Origin of the sequence: Salegentibacter tibetensis, from assembly GCF_020164485.1 — a bacterium.
Taxonomy (GTDB): domain Bacteria; phylum Bacteroidota; class Bacteroidia; order Flavobacteriales; family Flavobacteriaceae; genus Salegentibacter; species Salegentibacter tibetensis.
This window is the reverse complement of record NZ_JAIQZA010000009.1, coordinates 100,750-123,432: the sequence shown is the minus strand read 5'-3', so window position 1 is coordinate 123,432 and position 22,683 is coordinate 100,750. Positions and strand designations below refer to the sequence as shown.

Genomic DNA, 22,683 nt, shown 5'->3' with positions numbered 1-22,683 from the left:
ATTACATTAAATTGTTGCGTTTCTTCAATAGCAATTGTAGCGCTTCCCCAATTGGCTCATCAAGCCGTAAAAGCTGATAGCTAATCGCGTTAGCAAGCATAACCTCTTTGGTGGTTTTAATCGATTTTTCGAGGGATTTCAGGTATTGTGCCCGGGCTTCTTTGGCGTCTATCTCCATTCGCGCACCGGTTTCCAGGTCTTCAAAAGTAAGAGAACCTTTGTGGTTAAATTCCAGTTCATTTTTCCCAAGCAGGTGCAAAACAACTACTTCATTCCTGGGGGTTTTTAATTTGGTGATCACATTAGTCAATTCCGAAGTTTCCTCGTGCAGATCTGAAATAAAGAAAATAAGTTCTTTATGGCTTCTATCATGCAATTTTTCAGCTGCTTTCGGGTTTTTAGGCCATTTTCCTTCAGTTTTAATATTGATCAATTCCTGCAGTAATCGATTAAAATGCTTTTTATGAACCCGGGGATAAAGCGCGTGCAATTCCTTATCGTTCAAAGCAAATAGGCCAACGGCATCGCCTTGATTTTGGGCGAGCCAGGCTAAAGAAGCTATTAAAACCCGCGTATATTCCATTTTGGAAATTCCATCCTCGCGGTGCTGCATGGAATTGCTGGCATCCAGGATAAATTTTACCGAAATATTGGTTTCTACCTCAGATTGTTTGATGTAATACCTCCCGGAACGGGCCAGCATTTTCCAGTCCAGCAGGCGCATATCGTCCCCGGGTTCGTAACCGCGATACTGGCTAAACTCCATTCCTGGCCCCAGCCTGCGGCTATGGTTTAATCCTGAAAGGTAACCATCTACAATAACCCGGGCGATAAGGGCCAGGCCGCTCACGCTGTTAATAACCGCCCGTTTTAATAACTGCTGATAATCCTGCTTCACTCGATAATCGAGATTTAGATGCTCCGAGGCTTACCTCGAAAATTAAACAATTCTTCACTATAAATGCCTCTTGTGCTTGCTGTGAGGCAGTTTACTTATTTTCTCGCTTTTTCTGCCGGAAATATAGATTTCATTAATTCCCCGGTAACTTCATCTGAAGTTATTCCCTCTGCCTCTGCCTTAAAATTCACGATCACCCTGTGACGCAAAACCGGATAAGCGCAATGCTCCAGATCTTCAGGAGTAACGGCCAGCCTACCCTGCTGCAAGGCCCTGGCTTTCGCGGTTAAGATTAAAGCCTGTCCTGCCCTTGGTCCTGCTCCCCAGCTTACCCATTCTTTTACAAATTCATTGCTGCTATTTTCAGGCCGGGTTGCGCGAATAAGTTTATTTACATAAGAAATAAGCTCATCACTAATGGGCACTTCCCTCACCAGTTCCTGAAGTCTTAAAATTTCAGCTCCCGTAAGCACGGGCTTGATCGTCGCTTTTTTAGAACCTGTAGTATGTTTTAAAATCTGGTTTTCTTCAGCTTCGGTAGGATAACCGATTTTTATATAAAAAAGGAACCTGTCCTGCTGTGCTTCCGGTAAGGGAAAAGTCCCCGATTGTTCTATAGGGTTTTGCGTTGCCAGGATAAAAAACGGACGCTCCAGCTCGTAAGTGGTACCTGAATAGGTTACTTCAAACTCCTGCATGGCCTCTAAAAGTGCGGCCTGGGTTTTTGGGGGTGTACGGTTAATCTCATCGGCCAGGATGATATTCGCAAAAATTGGTCCCTTATTAAATTCAAAGAATTTCTTACCCGTGGTATGGTCTTCCTCGAGGATTTCAGTCCCAATAATATCTGACGGCATCAAATCTGGGGTAAACTGAATCCTTTTAAATTTCAGGTCTATCGCCTGGGAAAGGCTGCGTATCATAAGGGTTTTCGCCAAACCGGGAACACCTTCCAAAAGGGCATGCCCCCCTGCCAGAAAAGTAATAAGTAACTGGTCTACGGTTTCTTCCTGCCCTATGATTACCTTGGCAATCTCGGTTTTAAGTTCTTTAAGTTTACCGGTAAGCGTTTTTACCTCCTGGTCTAAATCGGCTAATTGCTGATCCATAATTTCTTCTAATTATAAATTTAAACTCCTTACTAAGGGAATTCATCACAGGCTAAAAATCGTAATAACCCTGCTAATTTTTGCGTCCAGCATCATGCTGGCTAAGATGTAAGTGCATACATCACGATATTCACCCCAAACCGGGTATTATCTATTTTGTAAAATCGTTTGTTCCTAAAATCGTAATCCCATTCGCAACCATAATCTTTATTACTGTAAAGCACGCCAATCCTTCCATTTATAACAATAGCCTTTAAATATTCGTGCACCAGGTCATCTCCCCAGCCGTTCAATTCCTGCGAAGTGGTTGGCGGACCGTTTTCAAATTCAAAAAAGACATTATAAATTTCATGATCGTTTGGGATCTTTGCCAACTCTCCCGGTCCAAAGATATCTTCCATTTGGCGTTCAAAGGATTTGGCGAAAAGTCCGTCTATATCGTGATTGCAATCATCGGCGAAAACAAAGCCGCCGTTTCTTATATACTTTTCAAAATTCTCTCTTTCCTTCGTGGTAAACTGCACTAATTTATGTCCTGAAATATAACAAAACGGGCATTTAAAAATCTCGTCACTACTAAGCGGAACAATATTTTCTTTTGTGTCAACTTCCAGCGTGGTGTACTCCACCAGGGAATTCAGCAAATTAGAGGGCATCCTTTGATCCACATCCCAATCTCCCGATTCATATTGAAGCCTGGTAAAGAAAAAGCTATTCATTTTGTTGTATAATGTAGTTTTTAAAACTGTATAATGTAGATTATATCATGTATAATGATTTTTGTCGCCACGAATTCACGAATGATCTTCAGGTCCTTTCCTAATTAATAACTTCCTCTTTTCTAATTAGACCCTGAAACTTCAGAAAAGTAAAAAACAATTTTTGATTTATTTTTATCGAAAAATAAGTAATTCAGTTAAACCTCCTGCAAGGTTTCTGAAATCTTGTAGGTCTGCAAAAAAATAAAACCTTCAAAATTTTATAAAAAAAATAAAACTGGTTGTAATGAATATTTCACTACAACCAGTTTTTTAACATCTCTACATTTTAAACTGCGTCTGAAAGGCTGGTAAAGGTAAAGTCCCTTACTTTCATATATGGAATTAAATTTCCGTTGATCCTTACCTGTTCGCCCAGAGTTTCCAGGTTGTTCAGCATAATTATCGGGCTCTCGTTAAACCTGAAGTTTTTAACGGGATATCTTATTTCCCCGTTTTCTATGTAAAACGTTCCGTCACGGGTAAGTCCGGTATATAATAAGGTTTGCGGATCCACACTTCTAATGTACCATAACCTGGTTACCAGAATACCCCTTTTGGTGCTTTTTATAAGTTCTTCCCGTGAGGCGTCGCCACCTTCCATAATAAAATTAGATGGGAATGGCACCGGATCTACTCCCTGCTGCCCTGCCCAGTATCGGCTATAAGCAAGGTTTTTAACCACTCCGTTTTCTATCCATTTCATTTTTTTAAGCGGCATTCCCTCGCCGTTCCAGGTAGAGGTTGGTACATCTGGATGTAGAGGATCGCTCCAAATATTTACGCGTTCATCTACGATTTTTTCACCCATTTTGGTACCATCGTCTTTAGACATAAAACTTCGGCCTTCATCTGCAGTACGGGCATTAAATGAGCCAGTCATATTCCGAAGTAAATCTACTGAAGCTGCCGGTTCTAAAATCACGGTGTATTTTCCCGGTTCTATGGCCCTTGCTTCACGGGACATAACCGCTTTGTCTATAGCTACTTTTGCTGCTTCTTCAGCATCAAATTTATTAACATCGTTGAAGTCGCGGGTTACCCAGCCGGAGCCGGTCCCATCATTCGTCCTCATGGTTACCGTAAAATCCACATCGGTAGATTTGTTGTAAGCAAATAGCCCATTGGAATTCATCATCGCGCTAAAGCCAGAAGAATCGTTAAGGAAACCGGCTGCGGTCACGTCCTTTTCAGAAGCAGGATCAATACTTTTTGCAGCTACTTCTGCCCTGAGTTCCGGCGTAATATTCGCGGTAGATTCCACAAAACTTATAGAATCATCGTATGTCTGCGGACCAAGCGGAACCATAAACTCCGGATTTTCAGGAGCAAGTTTCGCCAACTCCTCTGCCCTTTTCACTACACTCTCCAGCGATTCATCATCAAATTCATCTACGGTAGCCGTTCCTGATTTTTTTCCGAAGCTAGCCTCCACGGCCAGCGTTTGATTGGAGCGGTGCCCGGAAGTGGAAACCGTATTTCGGGCATAGCGAATGTTTCCACTTTCGCTACCTCCCATATTAATTACACAGGCGTCTGCGGTAGAAAAGCTCATTGCTTTCTCCATTATTTGCCTGGCTTCTTCTTTGGTATATATTGCCATTTCTATATTTCTTTTTTTAGTAAACTACCTCGGAGCAAGCCCACGAAGCCGTATAGGATAAAACTCTAATTTCGATTATCGAGTAAAGCTTGATTAAACACTTCTACCCGTATTGATCACATTTACGCCATTAAACCTGGAGGTAGAACTTCCGTGGGAAACTGCGCTAACCTGAGAAGGCTGGCCTTTTCCGTCAAAGAAAGATCCGAACATACGGTAATCGCTCTTATCGCAGATTTTGGTACAGGAATTCCAAAATTCCTGGGTATTGGACTGGTAGGCCACATCGTCTAACATTCCCACAATTTCCCCGTTTTTGATCTCGTAAAACACCGTACCGCCAAACTGGAAATTATAGCGTTGCTGATCTATGGAATAAGAACCGCGCCCGGCGATATAAATACCTTTTTCCACGTCTTTAATCATATCGTTTATAGAATACTTCTCTTTACCCGGTTCTAAAGAAACATTGGGCATACGTTGAAACTGAACATCGTTCCAGCTCTGCGCGTAACAGCAGCCGTGCGATTCATTTTGATCTATCATATGCACCTGATCACGAATAGCCTGGTAATTGGTTAAAACTCCATTTCTAACAAGATCCCATTTCTTAGTTTTCACACCTTCATCATCAAAGCCAACGGCTCCAAGAGAACCTACCTGGGTTTTATCGGCTACAAGATTTACAATATCGCTACCGTACTGGAAATCTCCAGATTTCCATTTATCTAAAGTTGCGAAACTGGTACCGGCGTAATTGGCTTCATAACCAAGCACACGATCCAGTTCTAAAGGGTGACCTACAGATTCGTGAATGGTTAAACCTAAGTGATTAGGTTCTAGCACCAAATCATATTTCCCGGGCTCTACAGATTTAGCTGAAAGCATTTCTTTGGCTTGTTTTGCGGCCAAAGTGGCATCTTCTACCATATCATAACTGTTGCGGTACAACCTCAATCCCGAAGGGCCTTCCAGTTTTTCAGATTCCAGGCCATCCATATATTCATAGCCCATTCCCATTGGAGCGCTCATCGCATCACGGGATTTGAATTTTCCGGCTTCACGATCTATAGCCGTTACCCCAAAAGTTGGCCAAATTCTATGTACATCCTGATCTATGTATGAACCTTCGGTAGATGCAAAATACTTCTGCTCATTCACCATAAAAAGCGCTGAATTCACAAAATTGGCCCCGTTATCCATTGCAGCAGCATTAGCGCTGAGTAATAAATCTACTTTTTCTGAAACCGGAACTTCTTTAAAATCTTTTTTAATGGGGGTTTTCCAGGAAACCTCGCCGTGAGATTGCACGGGTGCCAGTTTTACCGGTTCTTTTTGAATTTTAGAATTTGCCTTGGCAATGGCTACTGCCTGCTGCGTGGCTTTCATAATTCCTTCTTCGGTAACGCTATTGGTAGAGGCAAAACCCCAGGTACCGTTAGCAATTACCCGAATTCCAATACCAAAAGATTCGGTATTTACCACGTTTTGAACTTTATCTTCCCGGGTAAAAACATACTGGTTAAGGTAGCGGCCTATCCTGGCATCTGCATAAGTAGAGCCCAGGGATTTAGCTGTATTTAAGGCTACATCGGCGAGCTTTCTTTTGGTTAGGATATCCATACCGGGATGCAAAAGTGCTTCGGCAGAAATATTACTTCCCATTAAATAGGAAGGAACCATTAAAGCCCCTGCGCCCATACCGGTTAATTGAACGAACTTTCTTCTTTTCATAAAAAATTTTATGTTTTGTGATTGAATGAATTGCTTGAAATATTAAGAAAAGAAGCATCAAATCCAGCTTAGATTATTAAAAATTGGCATAAAGCCAATTCTGTAGCCATTATTCTTAATAAAAGCCTAAAATAGCATTTTTTTTTAAACTTTCGTGCCAATTAGAAGATGGGTTGAAGTTTTGAAAAAAGCAGGAAGGATTAGGTGTTAATATTTTGGAGAGGTAAAAGAGGTTCTATTTAGAAAACCTCTGTTCGGCCAGGTTCTATTGAGCTTGTAAATATCCCGCTTTTTAAAATGTGTTTTTTAGAAAGTGGATTATAATTGGCAAGTTATTCTATATCGAATTCATCGGCAATTTGGCCAACTATTTCTTCTACAATATCCTCTAAAGTTACCATCCCAATATAATCTCCTTTTTCATTTGCAACGATAGCAAGATGATATCTTTTTTCATTCAGCTCTTTAAGAACCTGGATAATACTATTCGTATCTTTTACAAAAAGTATGGGGCGTATAAACTTAGAAAGATTATCAGAACTCAACTTATCTCGTTGCAGGGCAATTTCTTTTAAGTTTAAATAGCCAAAAATATCCTGGGCAGAATTAGTCTTACTTGTTGGATAACGGGTATGTAAATGTTGTTCAGCACTATCAAAAAATTCATTTACTTCAATTGCCTCTGGAAAATAAATTACTTCTGAAAGTGGTACCATTACCTCTTCAATTTTTCTACTTTTTAATTTTGAGGTTTTCACAATAATTTCTTCCTGTTCTTTATTGATTACATTTTCTACCTGGGCAACTTTAGCTATGGTTTGAATATCCTCTAAAGAGTATTTATTAGAGGTTTCTTTTTTTCTCAAAATTAGCCTGTTAAATAAATCGGTAATATAAATAAGCGGGGAGAGGATTTTAATGGTAATTTCTAACGGAAGGGCTATATATCTAGCTAAATTAGCTGAATTGGAAACTCCAATAACCTTAGGTAAAATTTCGGTCCCAAAAAGGATCACAATAGTAAAAACCACAGAGAAAACCCATATCCACTCATCACCGTAAATTTCATCAAAGGCACTTCCTGCAATGGTAGCGCCGCCGGTATGGGCAATGGTGTTCAGGATGAGAATAGCAGCTATGGGGCGGTTAATATTGGCTTTTAGCCTATCCAGGATCACGGCGTATTTTATCGCCTTTTGCTTATCGGTTTCAATTTTTACGTTATTTAAACTCAGTAAAGTTGCTTCGGTAAGTGAACATAAAAAGGACACTATAATAGCTACCAGGGAACTAATAACAAATATCGTCATAGAAGTAAAGTTTAAGGGGATTACTCTTGGCAATATTATATCATTTTACACTATAAAATGAATAAGTATGATTTTATTAACTATGCTTTGAAGGATTACATATAAACCCTGGTTTAATTACAAGACTACTTCTTCTCCACTACCTCTTCCAGTACACTCCAAACATTTTCGGTTACAATTTTATAGCCATCAGCCGTGGGGTGAATACCATCCTGCTGATTTAATTCAGGATCTCCGGCAACTCCTTCAAGAAGAAATGGAATAAGTTTCACATCGTTTTTTTCGGCAAGTTCAGGGAAAATATTCCTGAATTCGCTGGTGTATTCTTCTCCCATATTAGGGGGAATCTGCATTCCGGCCAAAACTATCTTGGTGTCTGGATTTTCCTCTTTTACCGTAGTAATGATATCCTGAAGGTTCCTTTTGGTTTCTTCTATTGGAATTCCGCGTAGGCCATCATTAGCACCTAATTCTAAAACAAAAACATCTACATCCTGATTTAAAACCCAGTTGATCCTGTTTTTCCCGCTGGCTGTGGTTTCCCCGCTTAACCCGGCGTTCACAACTTCGTAATCATAACCAAGGGAATCCAGTCTGTTTTGAATAAGTGCCGGAAAAGCTTCAGAAGGTTCCAAACCCATTCCAGCTGTCAAACTGTTTCCGAAGAAAAGGATCACATCCTTTTCAGCAACCTCAGCTTCAGTTTTAGTTTCGGCTTCTTCAGCGGGAGCTTCCTCCGATTTTTTTCCGGCATTTTCTCCGCAGGAAAACATCAAAAATATTGAAAGAATCGCGCAATAACGCATCAAGTTTCTCATAGCAACGGGGTTTATAATCAAATCATTTCCTTATTTTGCCTTTAATCAACTACCTCAGGGCAAACCCATGAGGGATTCAAAAAAGAAAATAATCAAGTTCCAAGATGACAAAGATATTAAACGTTACCAACCTGGAGAAAAGCTATTCCAGCGGATCCAAAAAACTTAAAGTATTACAGGATATTAATTTTGATGTTGAAGAAGGAAAAACCTTTGCCATCGTTGGGCCCTCAGGAAGTGGAAAAACAACCCTTTTGGGCCTTTGTGCCGGATTAGACAGCCCAGATTCGGGTTCTATTAATTTATGCGGAAGCGAACTAAACACCCTGGGGGAAGATGAAAGGGCACTTCTTAGAAATCAGCATATTGGTTTTGTTTTCCAGGATTTTCAACTACTGCCCACCCTTACGGCTTTAGAAAATGTGGCCGTTCCATTGGAACTGCAGGGAAATAAAGATGCTTCTAAAATAAGTAAAGAATTACTGGGAAAAGTAGGTTTGGGAGACCGTATAAATCATTATCCTTCCCAACTTTCCGGTGGGGAACAGCAAAGGGTAGCTTTGGCCCGTGCTTTTTCTACCCGCCCGTCCATCTTATTTGCAGATGAACCCACAGGAAACCTGGATGCCGAAACCGGGGAAAAAGTAGAAGCCTTGCTTTTCGATCTTAATAAAGAGGCCGGGACAACGCTAATTATCGTGACCCACGATATTGAATTAGCCGAAAAAACCCAGCACATTCTTAGGTTAAAAGGTGGACGAATTGTTGAAAACCAGGAAAAGCACGTATAATGAGCAACAATAAAACCTCGAAACCGGGCTTTAACTGGCTTTTTAAAATGGCGTGGCGTGACGGGAAAGCCAGCGGTAAAAAGTTAACGCTTTTTATGGCTTCTATCGTGCTGGGAATTGCCGCAGTGGTTTCCATACAATCTTTTGGGGAAAACCTAAAAGACAATATTTCCTTACAATCAAAAGCGCTAATGGGCGCCGATTTTAAAATAGACAGCGACGATCCCCCCAATGAGCGTGTAATGCAAATTATGGATTCGCTGGGCGGCGCAGAGGCCCGGGAGATCAAGTTTGCTTCTATGGCTGCTTTTCCGCAAAACGAAGCCACCAAGTTAATGCAAGTTAGAGGAATTGAAGGCGGATTCCCGTTTTATGGTGAATTGGAGACTCAACCGGTAGCTGCCGCAAATACTTACCAGGAAGATGGCGCGGCATTGGTTGATGCCACCGTGATGCTTCAATTGGGAATAAAACCTGGAGACAGCATAAAAATCGGAAAAGTTACTTTACCTATTGCCGGTGCACTTAACAGCGTTCCCGGTAGTACGGCTATTTTTAGTTCCGTAGCGCCACCGGTACTTATTCCATATAGATTTATTGAAGAATCCGGTCTTGTACAAACCGGGAGCCGGATAGATTATGAATTTTATTTCACGGCCGATCCTAAAACCGATATGGAAAAGCTGGACGAAGAGCTTGATCCCATTCTTGATGCTGAAGAAGCAGATATAGACACCCATACCTCTACCAGCGACCGACTCGGTAGGCGTTATGAAAATTTCGGGAAATTCCTTAACCTCGTTGCTTTTATAGCCCTGTTGCTGGGTTGTGTTGGTATTGCAAGTGCTATTCATATTTACATCAAAGAAAAATTACGTGCGGTAGCGGTTTTAAAATGCCTGGGGGCCAGCAAAAAACAAACGTTTTTAATTTATTTAATTCAGGTGGCTTTTATGGGCCTAATTGGCGGCATTATCGGCACCGCTCTTGGGTTGGTCCTACAGCAATTATTTCCATGGCTATTGGAAGGCCTGCTCCCGGTAGATGTGCAAATCACTTTCTCTTTACAGGTGATTGTAATGGGAATCTTATTAGGGATTTTAATGTCGGTATTATTCGCTTTATATCCTTTAATCGGTACACTTTATATTTCTCCCTTACAGGCATTAAGGGTTGTAAAAGAAGAATCCAAAAAATCCCGAAAGGCGATTATCCTGGTTTCTTTAGGTATCTTTTTATTCATCTTTTTGTTTTCGCTCTGGCTCCTGGAAGACTGGGAATATTCCCTCGCTTTTGTAGGTGGCATTTTAGTTACCTTTTCTATTCTCGCCGGAGTAGCTTACTTGTTTATGCAGGCTATTCGCAAATATTTCCCGCATAGCTGGGGATTTGCGGCCAGGCAAAGTCTTTTGAACCTTTTTAGGCCACAAAATCAAACTTTAACGCTCGTACTCGCAATTGGCATCGGAACTTTTTTGATAAGTACGCTTTATTTCAGTAAAGATCTGTTGCTGGCACAGGCTTCTATAGAATCGCAGGCCGATAGCCCGAATATGATTCTTTTGGATGTACAAAGTGAACAGCGAGAAGCCGTAGCTCAAACTATAAAAGCGAACAATTTACCGGTTTTAAGCGATATTCCTATTGTTACCATGAGGGTACAAAGCATAGCTGGAAAATCGGTTAACGAGATTAGAAATGATACAACTTCGCAAATTAATAGTTGGGTTTTAAATCATGAATTCCGGGTTACTTATCGCGACTCCCTTATTGCTTCGGAAAATATTGAAAGTGGATCGTGGACGGCTGAAGGAGCTGATATTAAACCAGTACCCGTTTCTATAAGTGATAATTTTGCTGAAGATGCTAAAGTTGATGTTGGGGATGAACTAACCTTCAACGTTCAGGGTGTTCTACTTGATGCCGTAGTAGGCAGTGTAAGAACTGTTGACTGGTCAAGGATGCAATTAAATTTTTCTCTTGTATTTCCTGAAGGTGTTCTGGAAGAAGCTCCACAATTTCACGTTTTAACCACCAAAGTTCCCGGGGAAGAAAAATCGGCTGCATTACAGCAGGAATTGGTTAAAAAGTTCCCCAATGTTTCCATTATAGATTTAAGGCAGGTTTTAAATGTTATAGAAATGCTTTTAGGAAGAATTTCCTGGATCATTAATTTTATGGCATTCTTTAGTATTCTCACAGGAATTATTGTGCTATTAGGTGCGATAAGAACCAGTAAATATCAACGAATTCGGGAAAGCGTACTGCTGCGAACCCTGGGGGCTAAAGGCAAACAGATACTGAATATCACTGCCCTGGAATATATTTATTTAGGGGTTCTTGGCGGATTATCGGGTGTTTTATTATCTTTAATCAGCAGTCAATTATTGGCCTGGTTGGTTTTTGAATCCCCGTTTACGCCATCTCTAATTCCATTTTTGGTAGTATTCCCGGGAATCGTATTGCTTGTTTTAATCATTGGATTGAGCAATAGTTTAAGTGTAATTAGAAAACCACCTTTAGAAGTTTTAAGGAAAGAAGTGACTTAAAATATGTAACTTTAGATGAATGGATAATGAAGGATGGAATTAAGAGTAGTTATTAGCTTTTACAATTTAGTTGAATCGTCACCCTGAACCGGTTTCAGAGCCTGCCCCGATTTTTATCGGGGGTCTAAGATAAGATTAATACTTTTCAAGTTAGATGCTGAAACATGTTCAGCATGACGTTCTCCAATATTATCACTAGATTATACTACAAGCATTATAAATTAAAATCAGTTTAAAATGAAAAATTTACTTTCCACCATTGTAATCCTGGCTTTCGGTTTTCACGGAATAGCCCAGGAAGAATATATTTCTGAAGAAATCCAGATAAAAATGGCCAGTATGGCCGCGCCTGAAGAAGACAGAAATGCCGTGAGCGTTTACGGCTATGACCGGGAAGGCAAAGTTGTTTTACTGAAAGAAGGCACTAACAACCTGGTTTGCATTGCGGACGATCCAAATATGAACGGTATTTCGGTGAGTTGTTACAATAAAAAACTGGACGACTTTATGTCCCGTGGAAGGGAATTAAAAGCTGAAGGCAAGGATATGATGCAAACCCGGGCGGTACGTCAGCAAGAAGTAGAAAGCGGAAAACTAAAAATGCCCGATGCACCAAGTATGACTTACATCCTTTCAGGTAAAGAAGCGAATTTAAACCGTGAAACCGGGGAATTGAAAGATGCAAAACTGCGCTACGTGATTTATATGCCTTATGCTACCACCGAGGAAACCGGACTTCCCGATAAGCCTCACGTTCCCGGAATGCCCTGGTTAATGGATCCCGGAACGCACCGCGCACATATTATGATCACACCGGCTGATAAAGATTAATAATTGAAAGCATTCATTCTTTAAAATATATCTCCCTTATTGCTGAGCATTTTCTTTCTGCTTTTTAAAGAAAAGCTGTGAAATAGGAATCAGCATTAATGCTGAAATAAAGAAAAGGATAAAGGATACTTTCAGATTAAATAAATGTGCTAAATACCCAACCAGCGGCGGGCCTAAAAGCATTCCTACGATAGCATAAGTTGTAATAATGGAAATCGCCATTCCCGGGGAATATTTTTCCGAAGAACCCGCAAGAAGAAATGTCATTGGAATGACTGCCGCTACTCCAATCCCTACCAAACAAAACCCGATTAATGCCGGCCAGAAATATGGGAATATAACCATAAGCAAAACACCAAAACATACCAGGGAAGCGCTTATAATATAATTCTTTTCCATCCCTATTCTTTCCACAATCCGATCTGAAAAGAAACGGGAAAGTGCCATAAAGACCATAAAAATCAAATATCCCAGGGTAAAAATATCTTCGTTCACCACTTCTTTAAAATACACTCCACTCCAATCGAACATTCCTCCTTCGGTAATTGCGGCAAGAAAAACTATAAAGCCAAGATACATCGTTGGTTTATCGGGTTTTCCGAAGCGCAGTTTATTTCCCTGGGTAGAACGATCTTTTTTCAGCAAAGATTTAAAAGCAATTAATGCTAAAATAAAAGTAAAGATGGCAACCGCCGGTAGATGCTGGTAAATAGGAACATCAAATTTGATTAGTAAAGTGGAAAACGCAACCCCTAAAAGTCCGCCTGTGCTCCACAGCCCGTGAAAAGAACCAATAATCTTTCTTTTAAAGTTTTTCTGTAGTGTTAAGGATTGCGTATTCATAGCGATATTAAAAATTCGCATAGAAAATGCAAAAGCAAAAATTCCCGTGATTAGCAAAAAGAGGCTATCGGCAATCCCGATTATACTAAGGGAGGCTGCTAATAAAACAAAAGATACAATTAATGGAAACCTGCTTTCAAAGCGAGAAACCAACCAGCCTGAAACCGGGAGGCCAATAAGTGAACTTATCGGCATAACCATAAGCAGGTTTCCCAGTTCTGCTTCATTTAAATCGAAAGCCATTTTAATGTTAGGAATTCGCGACGCCCAGGTAGAAAAACAAAAACCCGAGAGAAAGAAATAGGTGCTAAGTGCAATTCGTTGCTGGTTTTCAGTTTTCATTTTTAAAACTTATAAAAGGATAAAATTCGCATTTATTTCTTCAGAAAAATAATTTCGAGAATTAAAATTTTACTGAAAGAAATCAAGAACCTCAGGGCAAGCCCACGAGGTATGAATTGGAAAACTATTTTATAATTTCGAGGCAAGCCCGCCTGAATGATTCGGGCAGGCCTCGGGGAAATAAACCCTCAATGAGGGATTAAAGTTGGCGATGCCGGTAACGAATTGTCCTCAACTTCCAATATCCCATTTTATAATAGATAAAAGCTACAATAGCTGCGATAAGATTAGAAATTGGGAAAGCCCACCAAATTCCTTCAAAAGAAAGATCTGTATTATTAGATAACACAAAGGCAGTAGGAAATCTAACAATCCAAAGCGCAAATACCGAAATTAACAGCGACGCCTTTGTAAAACCTGCACCATTAAAAACCCCATTTAAAACCTGCTGCACCCCGAGTACGCCAAAACTGGGCGCCATAATCTTTATAAACAAAGAGCCGTCCCGAATCACCCCGGGATCGTTTGGCACAAAAAACGCCGTTATAGGTTCCGCCAAAAAGAAAAGGATCATGCCTACTCCGGTTAGACCAAAAAAGGCAATTTTAGTGCTTAAGTTTCCAATTCGTTCTGCCCGTTTTATTTTCCCGGCTCCAATATTCTGGCCAACCAAAGTAGTGGTAGCTATGGCAAAACCAAGTGCGGGCACTACAATAAGACTCAAAACCCTGCTGCCAATTCCATAAGCGGCTACAACTTCACTTCCAAAACTGGTTACCAGCATTACCATAACCGTCATCCCACCGGCACGGGTAGACATTTCTATACTGGAAGGAATCCCGATATTAAACATACTTCGCGTCCAGGAAAAATCGAATTTCATCCTGCTCAAATTAATTTTTATACCTTTATTTCCACGGAAAAGAATTATTAATCCGATTAAAGCCGACAAACCCTGAGTGATCACACTGGCTACAGCGGCTCCCGCTACTCCAAAACCTGGAATGGGCCCAAAACCGAAAATAAAAAGCGGGTCTAAGACTAAGTTTAGTAAAACTGTGGCCAGCACAATATACATAGGCAGCAGTACATTCCCTATCCCGCGCATAAGCGACTGGAAGACGTAGAACATAAACAGGAAAATAAAGCCCAGCGAAGAGACTTTAAAATAGCTTACGGAGTCACTCAGAATTTCGGGACCTGCCCCTATGAGCTTCATTAAGGGAGCTGCAGAAAAATATCCTACAACAGCCAGTAAAACCGATATAAAAAAGATCACAAAAACGGTTTGTGAAGAGCTGTAATTAACCTGATCCTGATTTTCAGCGCCTTTGTATTGCGAGACAATTACAGTTCCTGCCAGCGTTAATCCCGCTCCCAGCGAGAGAATAAGAAAAAGAATGGGGAAACTAATACTCACCGCAGCTACAGCATCAGCACCCAGTCTTCCCAGCCAGAACGTATCGATTAACTGATAGGCTGTTTGTAAAATATTGGCCAGGATTATAGGCCAGGCCAGGTTGGCCAGGGAACTAAAAATCCTGCCTTCAGTATATTTTATGGGCTGTCTTTTCTTTCGCAATTTCTTTGAAATTTTAACGCTGCAAGAAACAAAATTTTTATCCTAACTTAATCTGTCAGCTTTCCTTTAACCATTTCTTAAAAGTAATCTGCAAAAGTAAGAAACGAGTCCTGTTTTCCTTAAGTAAAATACCCTAAACTGATCTTCCTCATAGAATTTCTGAATCCCTGACTTTAATTTTGTATAAATTAAAAACTAGAAATTATGAAAGCTACTATTTTACTGGAAGAACTAAACTGCGGAAACTGCATTGAATACGTCACCAAAGAACTTTCTAAAATTGAGGATATTCACGATATTTTACCTGATACTAAATCCTCTAAAATCACCTTCACCTATGATTCTGAAGGTGCGGCATTGGAAGCTGTGGGAATTCTAAGCAGCTTTCGTAAACTGGAAAAAGAAGCAGAATTCAAACAGGAACTTAAAATTGCATAATTTAGGAAAAATCTAAAATTTATGAATTTACTGGGAATGATTGGGGGTACCTCCTGGCACTCTACCATAGAATATTACCGACTTTTAAATGAGCTTGTAGGTGAAGAAATTGGTTCGGAACAAAATCCGCCATTGCTTTTATACAGTCTAAACGTAAAGTTGATGCGTGAAAACGATCCTGAAAAAATTAAAAATTCATATTTAGAAATTGCTCAAAAACTTGAAAATTCCGGAGCAAAAGCAATAATAATTTGCGCCAATACGCCGCATCTGGTTTTCGATTTTGTGCAGGCAAAAATCAATATTCCTATACTTCATATCGCTGATGCAATCGCAAAGGAAGCCAAACAGAAAGGTTTTAAAAAGCTGGGACTTTTAGGCACCAAACCTACGATGACGAGAGAATTTCTTCAGGGAAGATTAGCAGAAGAACATCAAATTGAAACTTTAATTCCTGCTGAAGATTTTATCGAGGAAACCCACCGGTTTATTTCCAAAGAGCTCACGCAAGGCAAATTTACCGATACAGCAAAAAATTTCTATTTAGAGCAAATGCAATTGCTTAAAGAGCGCGGCGCCGAAGCCATAATTTTAGGCTGTACAGAACTTCCCATGTTAATCAAAGAAACGGATACAGAAATTCCACTCTTAGATACCACAAAACTGCATGCGCAAATGGCAACTGAATTTATTTTGAAGGATTATTAAACTAACTCGGGGCAAGCCAGCCTGAATGATTCGGACAGGTCTTGGAGCTCCCGATATTTATCGGGATAAATCTCGATTATCGAGTAAATTCTTTTAATATTTAGCGCAAGCATTCGATATTTTCCGCATCTTACAGGAAAACGATTTAGTCATGCTACCCAGATTTATTTTATTTATTGGAATTATTTCTCTCAGTTTTTCCTGCGGAAAAGAGAAAAGCAGGGAATGCAGCGGAATTTGCACCGAAGAATTTAGGAGTATTACGGTTGAGATAACTGATACACAAAGAAATCCCGTGGTATTAGACAGCACTAGCATCACCGATATTACCAACGATCGCCAACTTAATCTAATTAGTGATTTTGAGAATGGTTTCTACACAATCTTTAATGACAATTTTGTTTCCCAATATAAAAATGAAGAAATCAGTCTTCTTTTTCAGGGATTTCAAGATGAAGATCTTTTGGTGGAACAAGAATACGAAGTCGGTGTCGATTGCTGCCATGTGTATTATATTTCAGGCGCTTTGGAAATTATTCTAGATTAAAATCCTCTCCTCCGTTTACTTTAAATTAAGACAGGCTTAGCAGAATTCTACTAAGTATCCCTCAAAAACAAGAACATAATCAATTAAAACCAATCTAATTGCACGTAGAAATTTTTATCTTAGGTAGCAACTAACCAATACGATAAAAAAGATGGAAACTGATTCTGCAATTCTGGAGGAAAAAATGGAATTATTGAAAGAAACGGCAGATTTTATGCCCTGTGTGGTGGTAGTGCATCAATTAGAACCTTTTACACCAATTTATATGAGCGAAAAAGGTTTGTCGAAATTGGGAATTAAACAAAAGGAACTTCAGGAAATTGGAGCCGATTATCATAAGCGTTTCTTTAATAATGAAGATATGACCAATTTCTTAAAAAAAATGGAAGCACTCCTTGCCAATCAGGATCCGGAAGAAACTTTCAGCTTTTTTCAGCAGGTTAAATTCAAAAAACGTAAAGAATGGGTTTGGCACCTTAGTTCCGTTCGTATATTTCACCAGTCTAAAGACGGTATACCCACACACACATGTACTACCGCTATTCCCATAGACCAAATGAAACATATTCCAAATAAAGCCGAACGTTTACTGGCAGAAAATATGTTTTTCAATCAAAATCTGGAGCATTTTTTAAATTTAGGAGATAGAGAAAAAGAAGTCTTAAAACTGGTTGCGATGGGGGAAAGTTCAGTAAAAATTGCTGAAAAACTTTTTATCTCGGTAGAAACAGTTTCTACTCATAGAAAAAATATTAAGCAAAAACTAGGTATAAAAAGCTCTTATGAATTCACAAAATATGCTTACGCTTTTGATTTAATATAAAATAAAAAGGGAAAACTACCTGGTTTAACCCCTACCTTAAACCAAGCCGCATCCCTTTTAGTCTAAACGAAATAATACTAAGTAAAAATACCTGATAACTACAAAGGTCGCAATACCCAAAAGTGGGTATATTAACGCCTTTGGTTATAAAACTGCTTATTTTAGCTACTTCACATCAAAAACACTATGCTATGAAAAAATCGATCGCAATAGATATGGACGGCGTTTTAGCCGATGTTGAAGCACATTTTATAAGCTGGTATGAACGCGATTATGGCGAAAAATTCAGCAAACAAGATTTAAAAGGAAAAAGTGAAGAAAATGCATTTCCTAAAAAAGGAATGGTTAAGAAATTCGCTTCTACCGAAATTTTTTTTAGAACCGTTCCCGTTATGGATGGGGCTGTAGAAGCGGTAAAAAAGCTTCAGGAAAATTATGAGATTTATATTGTTTCAGCTGCAATGGAGTTTCCGCAGAGTTTGGTTGAGAAAAGAGCCTGGCTGGAGGAGCATTTTCCTTTTATTCATTGGAAAAACATCGTTTTTTGCGGAGATAAAAGTATCATAGACACAGATATTATGTTAGACGACCATCTCAAAAACCTCGACTATTTTAAAGGGGAAACCATTATGTTTAGCGCTTTTCATAACGTAAATTTCAATAATCACAAACGTGCCGAAAACTGGCAGAAAGTTTTAGAAATCTTGAAATAAGAAATAAAAAAATCCCGGGACGTTTTTCCTTTTTTAAAGAAATAACTCCCGGGATATATTTTCAGAAAAAATTATTCTAGTATAAAACTCTGAAACGTATCGTTCCTTTTAGGCCTTTAAGGTCTTTTATCACCTTTTTATCGTATTTCTTATCAATATCGGTAATTACATAACCAATGGTCTCATTGGTCTTTAAATACTGGCCTTCAATATTAATATCATGCCCGGCGAGGATCCTGTTGATCTCTGCTAAAATTCCCGGCCTGTTTTCGTGAATATGAATAAGCCTGTGCGCATTAAGCAGCACCGGCAGTTGTAGATTAGGGAAATTAACCGAGTTGGTCGTACTTCCGGTATTAATATACTCTATGATTTTTCCCGGAACGAAATTCCCTATATTTTCCTGGGCTTCCAGGGTGCTGCCGCCAATATGTGGTGTTAAGATCACATTTGGCAAATTTCTTAATTCAGAGATGAATTCCTCATTATTGGTCTTAGGTTCCTGCGGATAAACATCTATCCCCGCCCCCATTATTTTTCCGGATTCTATATTCTTTTTAAGTGCTTTTATATCTACTACGTGACCCCTGCTTAAATTAAGGAAGATCACGTTTTCCTTCATATAACCAAATTCCTTCTCGCCGATAATATTCTTGTTCTCTATTCTTCCGTCTACATGAAGAGTAACAATGTCTACAGTTTCTAAAAGCTCTTTTAGGGAATGGCACTTGGTAACATTTCCCATTGGCAGTTTTTCCTGAACATCATAATAATAAACATCAAACCCAACCGATTCTGCCATTACCGAAAGTTGTGCACCAATATTTCCGTAGCCAATAATCCCAAGTTTTTTACCCCTGGTTTCAAAGCTGTTTGTGGCAGATTTCTCCCATTTCCCTTCGTGCATTAAGCGCATTTTGTCGGGTAGGTTACGCATAAGTAAGATTATCTCCCCTATAGCCAATTCAACTACAGATCTCGTATTGCTGTAAGGCGCGTTAAAAACCGCAACTCCTTTCTTTAGACAGGCCTGCAGATCTATCTGATTGGTTCCTATACAAAAAGCTCCCACCGCAATTAGTCGGTTGGCATTTTCCAAAACTTTTTCAGTTAGATGGGTTTTAGACCGAATCCCAATTACCGAAACATCTTTTATACGCTCACAAAGTTCATCTTCATCCATTGCGCCGGGATGTACAGTAACATTATAACCTTCTTTCTTCATAATGTCTACCGCGTCCTGGTGTACATTTTCAAGAAGAAGCACGTTAATTCGGTTTTTAGGATAAGAGATCGCTTTGTTCATATTGTGTACAAATAAAAATTCGTCTAAACTTGGTGTTATATGGTCTGCCTTTTCAAGAATATTTGCCCTTTCCACATTTTCGGTAAAGGCATAAAACTTATTGGCAAGTCCCGCGGCTTTTATTTCATAATCGTTGTAACCATCGCCAATTACATAAACATCACCTTTTAATTTTAGTTTTTTAAGTTGTTCTACTTTCCCGTTACTGGAAGAAAGCACATTGTCTTTATCAAAACCAACAATTCCGCCACTTTCATCGAACTCAAATGTATTGGCGAAAACATTCTCGGCTTTAATGCCGTAAGGTTCTACTATTGGAACTATAAATTCCTTAAAACCGTTGGATACGATATAGATATTTTCGTGATGATCATTAAAAAATTCCCGGTTTCTAACAAATGAAGAGGAAACCCTTTCACTTAAATTTTCTACTAATTTTGGTAAATCACTTTTATTCGCTTTTAAAAGCCTTATCCGCTCTACCAACGATTCTCTAAAAGAGATTTCTCCGTTCATTCCCCTATCGGTTAGGGCTTCTACCTCATCGAGGTTCTTTTTTCTGTCGGGATCGTTGGCCAGGGATATTTCTCCCAAAACATCCAGGGCTTCTACCTGGGTAAATGTGCTGTCGAAATCAATTACAAAGTGCTTGTTTTCACTCATAGTTAAGGTACTCTAAAATGAGCCCTAAAACTACTATTTTTAGGAATCTTAATTAACTTATTTCAGTAAAATAAAGCGTCGAAAATCTTATTAACCGAAGATTTTCAATATTTCATAAAATGAAGCGCTATAAAATGTGGAGCTGATAAAATCAAGTGAAAATTAAGTCTTAAAAATGAAACTTTCTTGGTTTTAAAAATAAAAAAGTCTTTTCAATAAAAATTAGGTTCTTTATTTAATTGTCCGTTTTTGTTTTCAACCGTCTCCCGGCTTATATTAGGATAGGAATTAAACACAAAAAAAGGATGAAGTAAAAAACTCCATCCTTTTCTTAGAATTACTCTCATTTTGGGGCAAATAAGAATAAAAGACTTAATTCATTTTCATTTGGGGCAAAAAAGATTAAATCATTTTGATAATGTAAAAGTATATTAAAAAAACCTATTTATCAAACAAAAAGTGCTTTTTATCCGTTTTTTATGCATTTAATCGATGAAATGCACTTTAAGGTGAAAAGGATTTCTTCCTTAAATTCTTTTATGCACTGACTTTAAGAAGAATAAAGTTTTAATTACCTTTGACTTCCGTTACACGGGATTCACCAAAAAGTATTAAGACTAGCATCCCTTTGAAAACGTCCGAAAATCTCCTTATTAAACGCTTACAGGATAAAAAGACTTCTTCAGAAGCTTTTAAAGAACTGGTATCTTTATATAAAGAGCGCTTATACTGGCACATACGTAACATGGTCAAGGACCATGAAGATGCGCATGATGTGCTTCAAAATACTTTTATAAAAGTATTTAGAAATATTCATAATTTTAAAGGAGAAAGTAAATTGTTTTCCTGGATGTATCGTATAGCTACTAACGAATCGATTAGCTTTCTAAATAAAAGGGCTAAACGAAATCATATTACTTCAGAGGATTTACAACAGCAGCTTATTTCAAATTTGGAAAGCGACGTTTATTTTGAAGGAGATGAAATTCAACTAAAATTGCAACAGGCTATTGCCAGTCTTCCGGCTAAACAGCAACAGGTTTTTAATATGAAATATTTCCAGGAATTAAAATACCGGGAGATCTCAGAAATTCTGGAAACCAGTGAAGGAGCGTTAAAAGCCTCCTACCATCACGCGGTCAAAAAAATAGAGGAATACTTAAAAACCAATTAAACCTTTTGTACTTTTCATAGTCAAATAAACAAATGAAGAAGAATAGTTTATCATATAATCCCAAGTCAGGTTTTAAAGCCCCATCAAAATATTTTGAGGGTTTGGAGGACGAACTATTGGATATGGTGAAACTTTCAGAAAATCTGGGAGAAAAGAAATCAACCGGTTTTACCACGCCTAAAGGATATTTTGACGGGCTGGAAGATGAGTTGCTTGAAAAAGTATCTAAAAAGGAACCAAAAGTAAGAACCTTATTTACGAAAGAAGTTTTCCTTTATGCAGCGAGCATCGCGGCTATGGTTATAGCTTTTGCCAGTACTTTCTATATAAACCCCGAAACACAAACCAGTTGGGAAAATCTCGAACTTTCAGTAATGGAAAACTATATAGATGATAATAATATAGATTTCTCTACCGGGGAAATGTCAAATTATATTTTTCAACAAGGCTATATTATTGACGATGCCGATTTAAATACAATAAATTCTGAAGCGATGATGAATTATCTTGATGAAAATATAGAAGATCCCCTTTATATATTAGATGAAAATTAAATATGAAAAAACTTATACTTATAATATTTATGTTTTCTGGATTGTGGCAAATGCAATCACAGGAACGTGACGATTCTCATCGTGAAAAAATTAAGGAGCTAAAAACTGCGTTTTTCACTCAGGAATTAAATCTCGATAAGAAAAAAGCGCAGCAATTCTGGCCGATTTATAATGAATATGAATCAAAAATGCACGAGCTAAGAAAACGTGAGCATAGAGACCTTCCTAATCTGGAATGCATAACAGAAGATGATGCCGAAGAAATGTTAGCCGAATATGTGACGATAGAAAAACAGGATTATATTTTAAAACAGAAGCTTTTTAAGGACTTGAAAGAAATAATGACCGCACAGGAAATTATTAAACTTCATAAACTTGAAGGCGAATTTCATAAAAAATTGATTAAAGAATACCGTGCACGAAAAGAACGTGAAAAGCGGGAAGAAGAGTAAGTTAACTTCTTGCGAGTCCACAGAAAAAAATAAATACTTCGGTGTAAAATCGAGGTATTAAAAATCTCACTAAGTGAGTTTCAGATTTAGTTTTTTGGTTAGTTAGTAGTTAGTATCCCGGTTGGCTTAGGCTTTCC

Annotated in this window: 21 protein-coding genes; 11 read left to right on the top strand and 10 right to left on the bottom strand. The window is 38.7% G+C overall.

What is annotated here, in order from left to right; all coding sequences use genetic code 11:
• Nucleotide 1 precedes the first annotated feature (1 nt).
• From LB467_RS06780 to LB467_RS06750, 7 genes are all read right to left on the bottom strand, one after another.
• Nucleotides 2–898: a DUF58 domain-containing protein gene (locus LB467_RS06780; RefSeq protein ID WP_224473277.1), complete on the bottom strand. Its 897-nt coding sequence runs from the start codon at nucleotides 896–898 to the stop codon at nucleotides 2–4.
• A 95-nt stretch (nucleotides 899–993) separates the two neighbouring features.
• Nucleotides 994–2,007, bottom strand: a complete 1,014-nt coding sequence (locus LB467_RS06775; protein ID WP_224473276.1) for an AAA family ATPase — start codon at nucleotides 2,005–2,007, stop codon at nucleotides 994–996.
• A 101-nt stretch (nucleotides 2,008–2,108) separates the two neighbouring features.
• Nucleotides 2,109–2,726: a DUF4159 domain-containing protein gene (locus LB467_RS06770; protein WP_224473275.1), complete on the bottom strand. Its 618-nt coding sequence runs from the start codon at nucleotides 2,724–2,726 to the stop codon at nucleotides 2,109–2,111.
• Nucleotides 2,727–3,054: 328 nt separating this feature from the next.
• A complete protein-coding gene (locus LB467_RS06765) occupies nucleotides 3,055–4,368 on the bottom strand; it encodes a TldD/PmbA family protein (protein ID WP_224473274.1) in 1,314 nt (437 codons plus the stop codon).
• Nucleotides 4,369–4,461: 93 nt separating this feature from the next.
• The gene (locus tag LB467_RS06760; protein ID WP_224473273.1) at nucleotides 4,462–6,102 is read right to left on the bottom strand and encodes a TldD/PmbA family protein; all 1,641 of its coding nucleotides are present in this window, start codon (nucleotides 6,100–6,102) and stop codon (nucleotides 4,462–4,464) included.
• Nucleotides 6,103–6,434: 332 nt separating this feature from the next.
• A complete protein-coding gene (locus LB467_RS06755) occupies nucleotides 6,435–7,412 on the bottom strand; it encodes a CNNM domain-containing protein (RefSeq protein ID WP_224473272.1) in 978 nt (325 codons plus the stop codon).
• A gap of 125 nt (nucleotides 7,413–7,537) precedes the next feature.
• Nucleotides 7,538–8,230, bottom strand: coding sequence for an arylesterase (locus LB467_RS06750; protein WP_224473271.1), 693 nt, complete (start codon nucleotides 8,228–8,230; stop codon nucleotides 7,538–7,540).
• 104 nt (nucleotides 8,231–8,334) lie between these two features.
• Here LB467_RS06750 and LB467_RS06745 point away from each other — a divergent pair, with 104 nt between their 5' ends.
• From LB467_RS06745 to LB467_RS06735, 3 genes are all read left to right on the top strand, one after another.
• The gene (locus LB467_RS06745) at nucleotides 8,335–9,021 is read left to right on the top strand and encodes an ABC transporter ATP-binding protein (protein ID WP_224473270.1); all 687 of its coding nucleotides are present in this window, start codon (nucleotides 8,335–8,337) and stop codon (nucleotides 9,019–9,021) included.
• Entirely contained in the window at nucleotides 9,021–11,570 is a 2,550-nt protein-coding gene (locus tag LB467_RS06740) for an ABC transporter permease (protein ID WP_224473269.1), read from the top strand. Before LB467_RS06745 ends, LB467_RS06740 begins: the two co-directional genes overlap by 1 nt.
• Before the next feature lie 237 nt (nucleotides 11,571–11,807).
• Entirely contained in the window at nucleotides 11,808–12,401 is a 594-nt protein-coding gene (locus LB467_RS06735; RefSeq protein ID WP_224473268.1) for a hypothetical protein, read from the top strand.
• A gap of 36 nt (nucleotides 12,402–12,437) precedes the next feature.
• Here the strand turns inward: LB467_RS06735 and LB467_RS06730 are convergent, their stop codons facing one another.
• Together LB467_RS06730 and LB467_RS06725 are read right to left on the bottom strand one after the other, a co-directional pair.
• The gene (locus LB467_RS06730; RefSeq protein WP_224473267.1) at nucleotides 12,438–13,586 is read right to left on the bottom strand and encodes an MFS transporter; all 1,149 of its coding nucleotides are present in this window, start codon (nucleotides 13,584–13,586) and stop codon (nucleotides 12,438–12,440) included.
• Nucleotides 13,587–13,785: 199 nt separating this feature from the next.
• Nucleotides 13,786–15,168, bottom strand: coding sequence for an MATE family efflux transporter (locus LB467_RS06725; RefSeq protein ID WP_224473266.1), 1,383 nt, complete (start codon nucleotides 15,166–15,168; stop codon nucleotides 13,786–13,788).
• Between the two features lie 204 nt (nucleotides 15,169–15,372).
• On the opposite strand from LB467_RS06725, the gene LB467_RS06720 reads away from it, so the two are divergent.
• The 5 genes from LB467_RS06720 (at nucleotide 15,373) to LB467_RS06700 (ending at nucleotide 18,397) form a co-directional block, all read left to right on the top strand.
• Complete coding sequence (locus tag LB467_RS06720; protein WP_224473265.1) at nucleotides 15,373–15,606, top strand: heavy-metal-associated domain-containing protein; 234 nt, start codon at nucleotides 15,373–15,375, stop codon at nucleotides 15,604–15,606.
• A gap of 21 nt (nucleotides 15,607–15,627) precedes the next feature.
• The gene (locus tag LB467_RS06715; protein WP_224473264.1) at nucleotides 15,628–16,314 is read left to right on the top strand and encodes an aspartate/glutamate racemase family protein; all 687 of its coding nucleotides are present in this window, start codon (nucleotides 15,628–15,630) and stop codon (nucleotides 16,312–16,314) included.
• Between the two features lie 151 nt (nucleotides 16,315–16,465).
• A complete protein-coding gene (locus tag LB467_RS06710; protein WP_224473263.1) occupies nucleotides 16,466–16,861 on the top strand; it encodes a hypothetical protein in 396 nt (131 codons plus the stop codon).
• A gap of 151 nt (nucleotides 16,862–17,012) precedes the next feature.
• Nucleotides 17,013–17,684 carry a response regulator transcription factor gene (locus LB467_RS06705; protein WP_224473262.1) on the top strand — a complete coding sequence of 224 codons (672 nt, stop codon included), beginning with the start codon at nucleotides 17,013–17,015 and terminating at the stop codon, nucleotides 17,682–17,684.
• Between the two features lie 191 nt (nucleotides 17,685–17,875).
• Nucleotides 17,876–18,397 carry a 5' nucleotidase, NT5C type gene (locus LB467_RS06700; protein ID WP_224473261.1) on the top strand — a complete coding sequence of 174 codons (522 nt, stop codon included), beginning with the start codon at nucleotides 17,876–17,878 and terminating at the stop codon, nucleotides 18,395–18,397.
• 76 nt (nucleotides 18,398–18,473) lie between these two features.
• On the opposite strand, the gene serA is transcribed toward LB467_RS06700, so the two are convergent.
• A complete protein-coding gene (gene serA, locus LB467_RS06695) occupies nucleotides 18,474–20,366 on the bottom strand; it encodes a phosphoglycerate dehydrogenase (RefSeq protein ID WP_224473260.1) in 1,893 nt (630 codons plus the stop codon).
• Nucleotides 20,367–20,994: 628 nt separating this feature from the next.
• On the opposite strand from serA, the gene LB467_RS06690 reads away from it, so the two are divergent.
• The 3 genes from LB467_RS06690 to LB467_RS06680 are packed head-to-tail and all read left to right on the top strand — an operon-like array spanning nucleotide 20,995 to nucleotide 22,546.
• Nucleotides 20,995–21,540: an RNA polymerase sigma factor gene (locus LB467_RS06690; RefSeq protein ID WP_224473259.1), complete on the top strand. Its 546-nt coding sequence runs from the start codon at nucleotides 20,995–20,997 to the stop codon at nucleotides 21,538–21,540.
• 32 nt (nucleotides 21,541–21,572) lie between these two features.
• The gene (locus tag LB467_RS06685; RefSeq protein ID WP_224473258.1) at nucleotides 21,573–22,094 is read left to right on the top strand and encodes a hypothetical protein; all 522 of its coding nucleotides are present in this window, start codon (nucleotides 21,573–21,575) and stop codon (nucleotides 22,092–22,094) included.
• A 2-nt stretch (nucleotides 22,095–22,096) separates the two neighbouring features.
• Nucleotides 22,097–22,546 carry a hypothetical protein gene (locus LB467_RS06680; protein WP_224473257.1) on the top strand — a complete coding sequence of 150 codons (450 nt, stop codon included), beginning with the start codon at nucleotides 22,097–22,099 and terminating at the stop codon, nucleotides 22,544–22,546.
• Nucleotides 22,547–22,683: the final 137 nt, after the last annotated feature.

What these genes read in the sequence shown, in the direction of transcription:
- LB467_RS06685 (WP_224473258.1), top strand. Translation starts at nt 21,573, where the DNA reads ATGAAGAAGAATAGTTTATCATATAATCCCAAGTCAGGTTTTAAAGCC.
- LB467_RS06735 (WP_224473268.1), top strand. Translation starts at nt 11,808, where the DNA reads ATGAAAAATTTACTTTCCACCATTGTAATCCTGGCTTTCGGTTTTCAC.
- LB467_RS06720 (WP_224473265.1), top strand. Translation starts at nt 15,373, where the DNA reads ATGAAAGCTACTATTTTACTGGAAGAACTAAACTGCGGAAACTGCATT.
- LB467_RS06740 (WP_224473269.1), top strand. Translation starts at nt 9,021, where the DNA reads ATGAGCAACAATAAAACCTCGAAACCGGGCTTTAACTGGCTTTTTAAA.
- LB467_RS06775 (WP_224473276.1), bottom strand. Translation starts at nt 2,007, where the DNA reads ATGGATCAGCAATTAGCCGATTTAGACCAGGAGGTAAAAACGCTTACC.
- LB467_RS06715 (WP_224473264.1), top strand. Translation starts at nt 15,628, where the DNA reads ATGAATTTACTGGGAATGATTGGGGGTACCTCCTGGCACTCTACCATA.
- LB467_RS06760 (WP_224473273.1), bottom strand. Translation starts at nt 6,102, where the DNA reads ATGAAAAGAAGAAAGTTCGTTCAATTAACCGGTATGGGCGCAGGGGCT.
- LB467_RS06730 (WP_224473267.1), bottom strand. Translation starts at nt 13,586, where the DNA reads ATGAAAACTGAAAACCAGCAACGAATTGCACTTAGCACCTATTTCTTT.
- serA (WP_224473260.1), bottom strand. Translation starts at nt 20,366, where the DNA reads ATGAGTGAAAACAAGCACTTTGTAATTGATTTCGACAGCACATTTACC.
- LB467_RS06705 (WP_224473262.1), top strand. Translation starts at nt 17,013, where the DNA reads ATGGAAACTGATTCTGCAATTCTGGAGGAAAAAATGGAATTATTGAAA.
- LB467_RS06750 (WP_224473271.1), bottom strand. Translation starts at nt 8,230, where the DNA reads ATGAGAAACTTGATGCGTTATTGCGCGATTCTTTCAATATTTTTGATG.
- LB467_RS06765 (WP_224473274.1), bottom strand. Translation starts at nt 4,368, where the DNA reads ATGGCAATATATACCAAAGAAGAAGCCAGGCAAATAATGGAGAAAGCA.
- LB467_RS06700 (WP_224473261.1), top strand. Translation starts at nt 17,876, where the DNA reads ATGAAAAAATCGATCGCAATAGATATGGACGGCGTTTTAGCCGATGTT.
- LB467_RS06745 (WP_224473270.1), top strand. Translation starts at nt 8,335, where the DNA reads ATGACAAAGATATTAAACGTTACCAACCTGGAGAAAAGCTATTCCAGC.
- LB467_RS06755 (WP_224473272.1), bottom strand. Translation starts at nt 7,412, where the DNA reads ATGACGATATTTGTTATTAGTTCCCTGGTAGCTATTATAGTGTCCTTT.
- LB467_RS06710 (WP_224473263.1), top strand. Translation starts at nt 16,466, where the DNA reads ATGCTACCCAGATTTATTTTATTTATTGGAATTATTTCTCTCAGTTTT.
- LB467_RS06680 (WP_224473257.1), top strand. Translation starts at nt 22,097, where the DNA reads ATGAAAAAACTTATACTTATAATATTTATGTTTTCTGGATTGTGGCAA.
- LB467_RS06770 (WP_224473275.1), bottom strand. Translation starts at nt 2,726, where the DNA reads ATGAATAGCTTTTTCTTTACCAGGCTTCAATATGAATCGGGAGATTGG.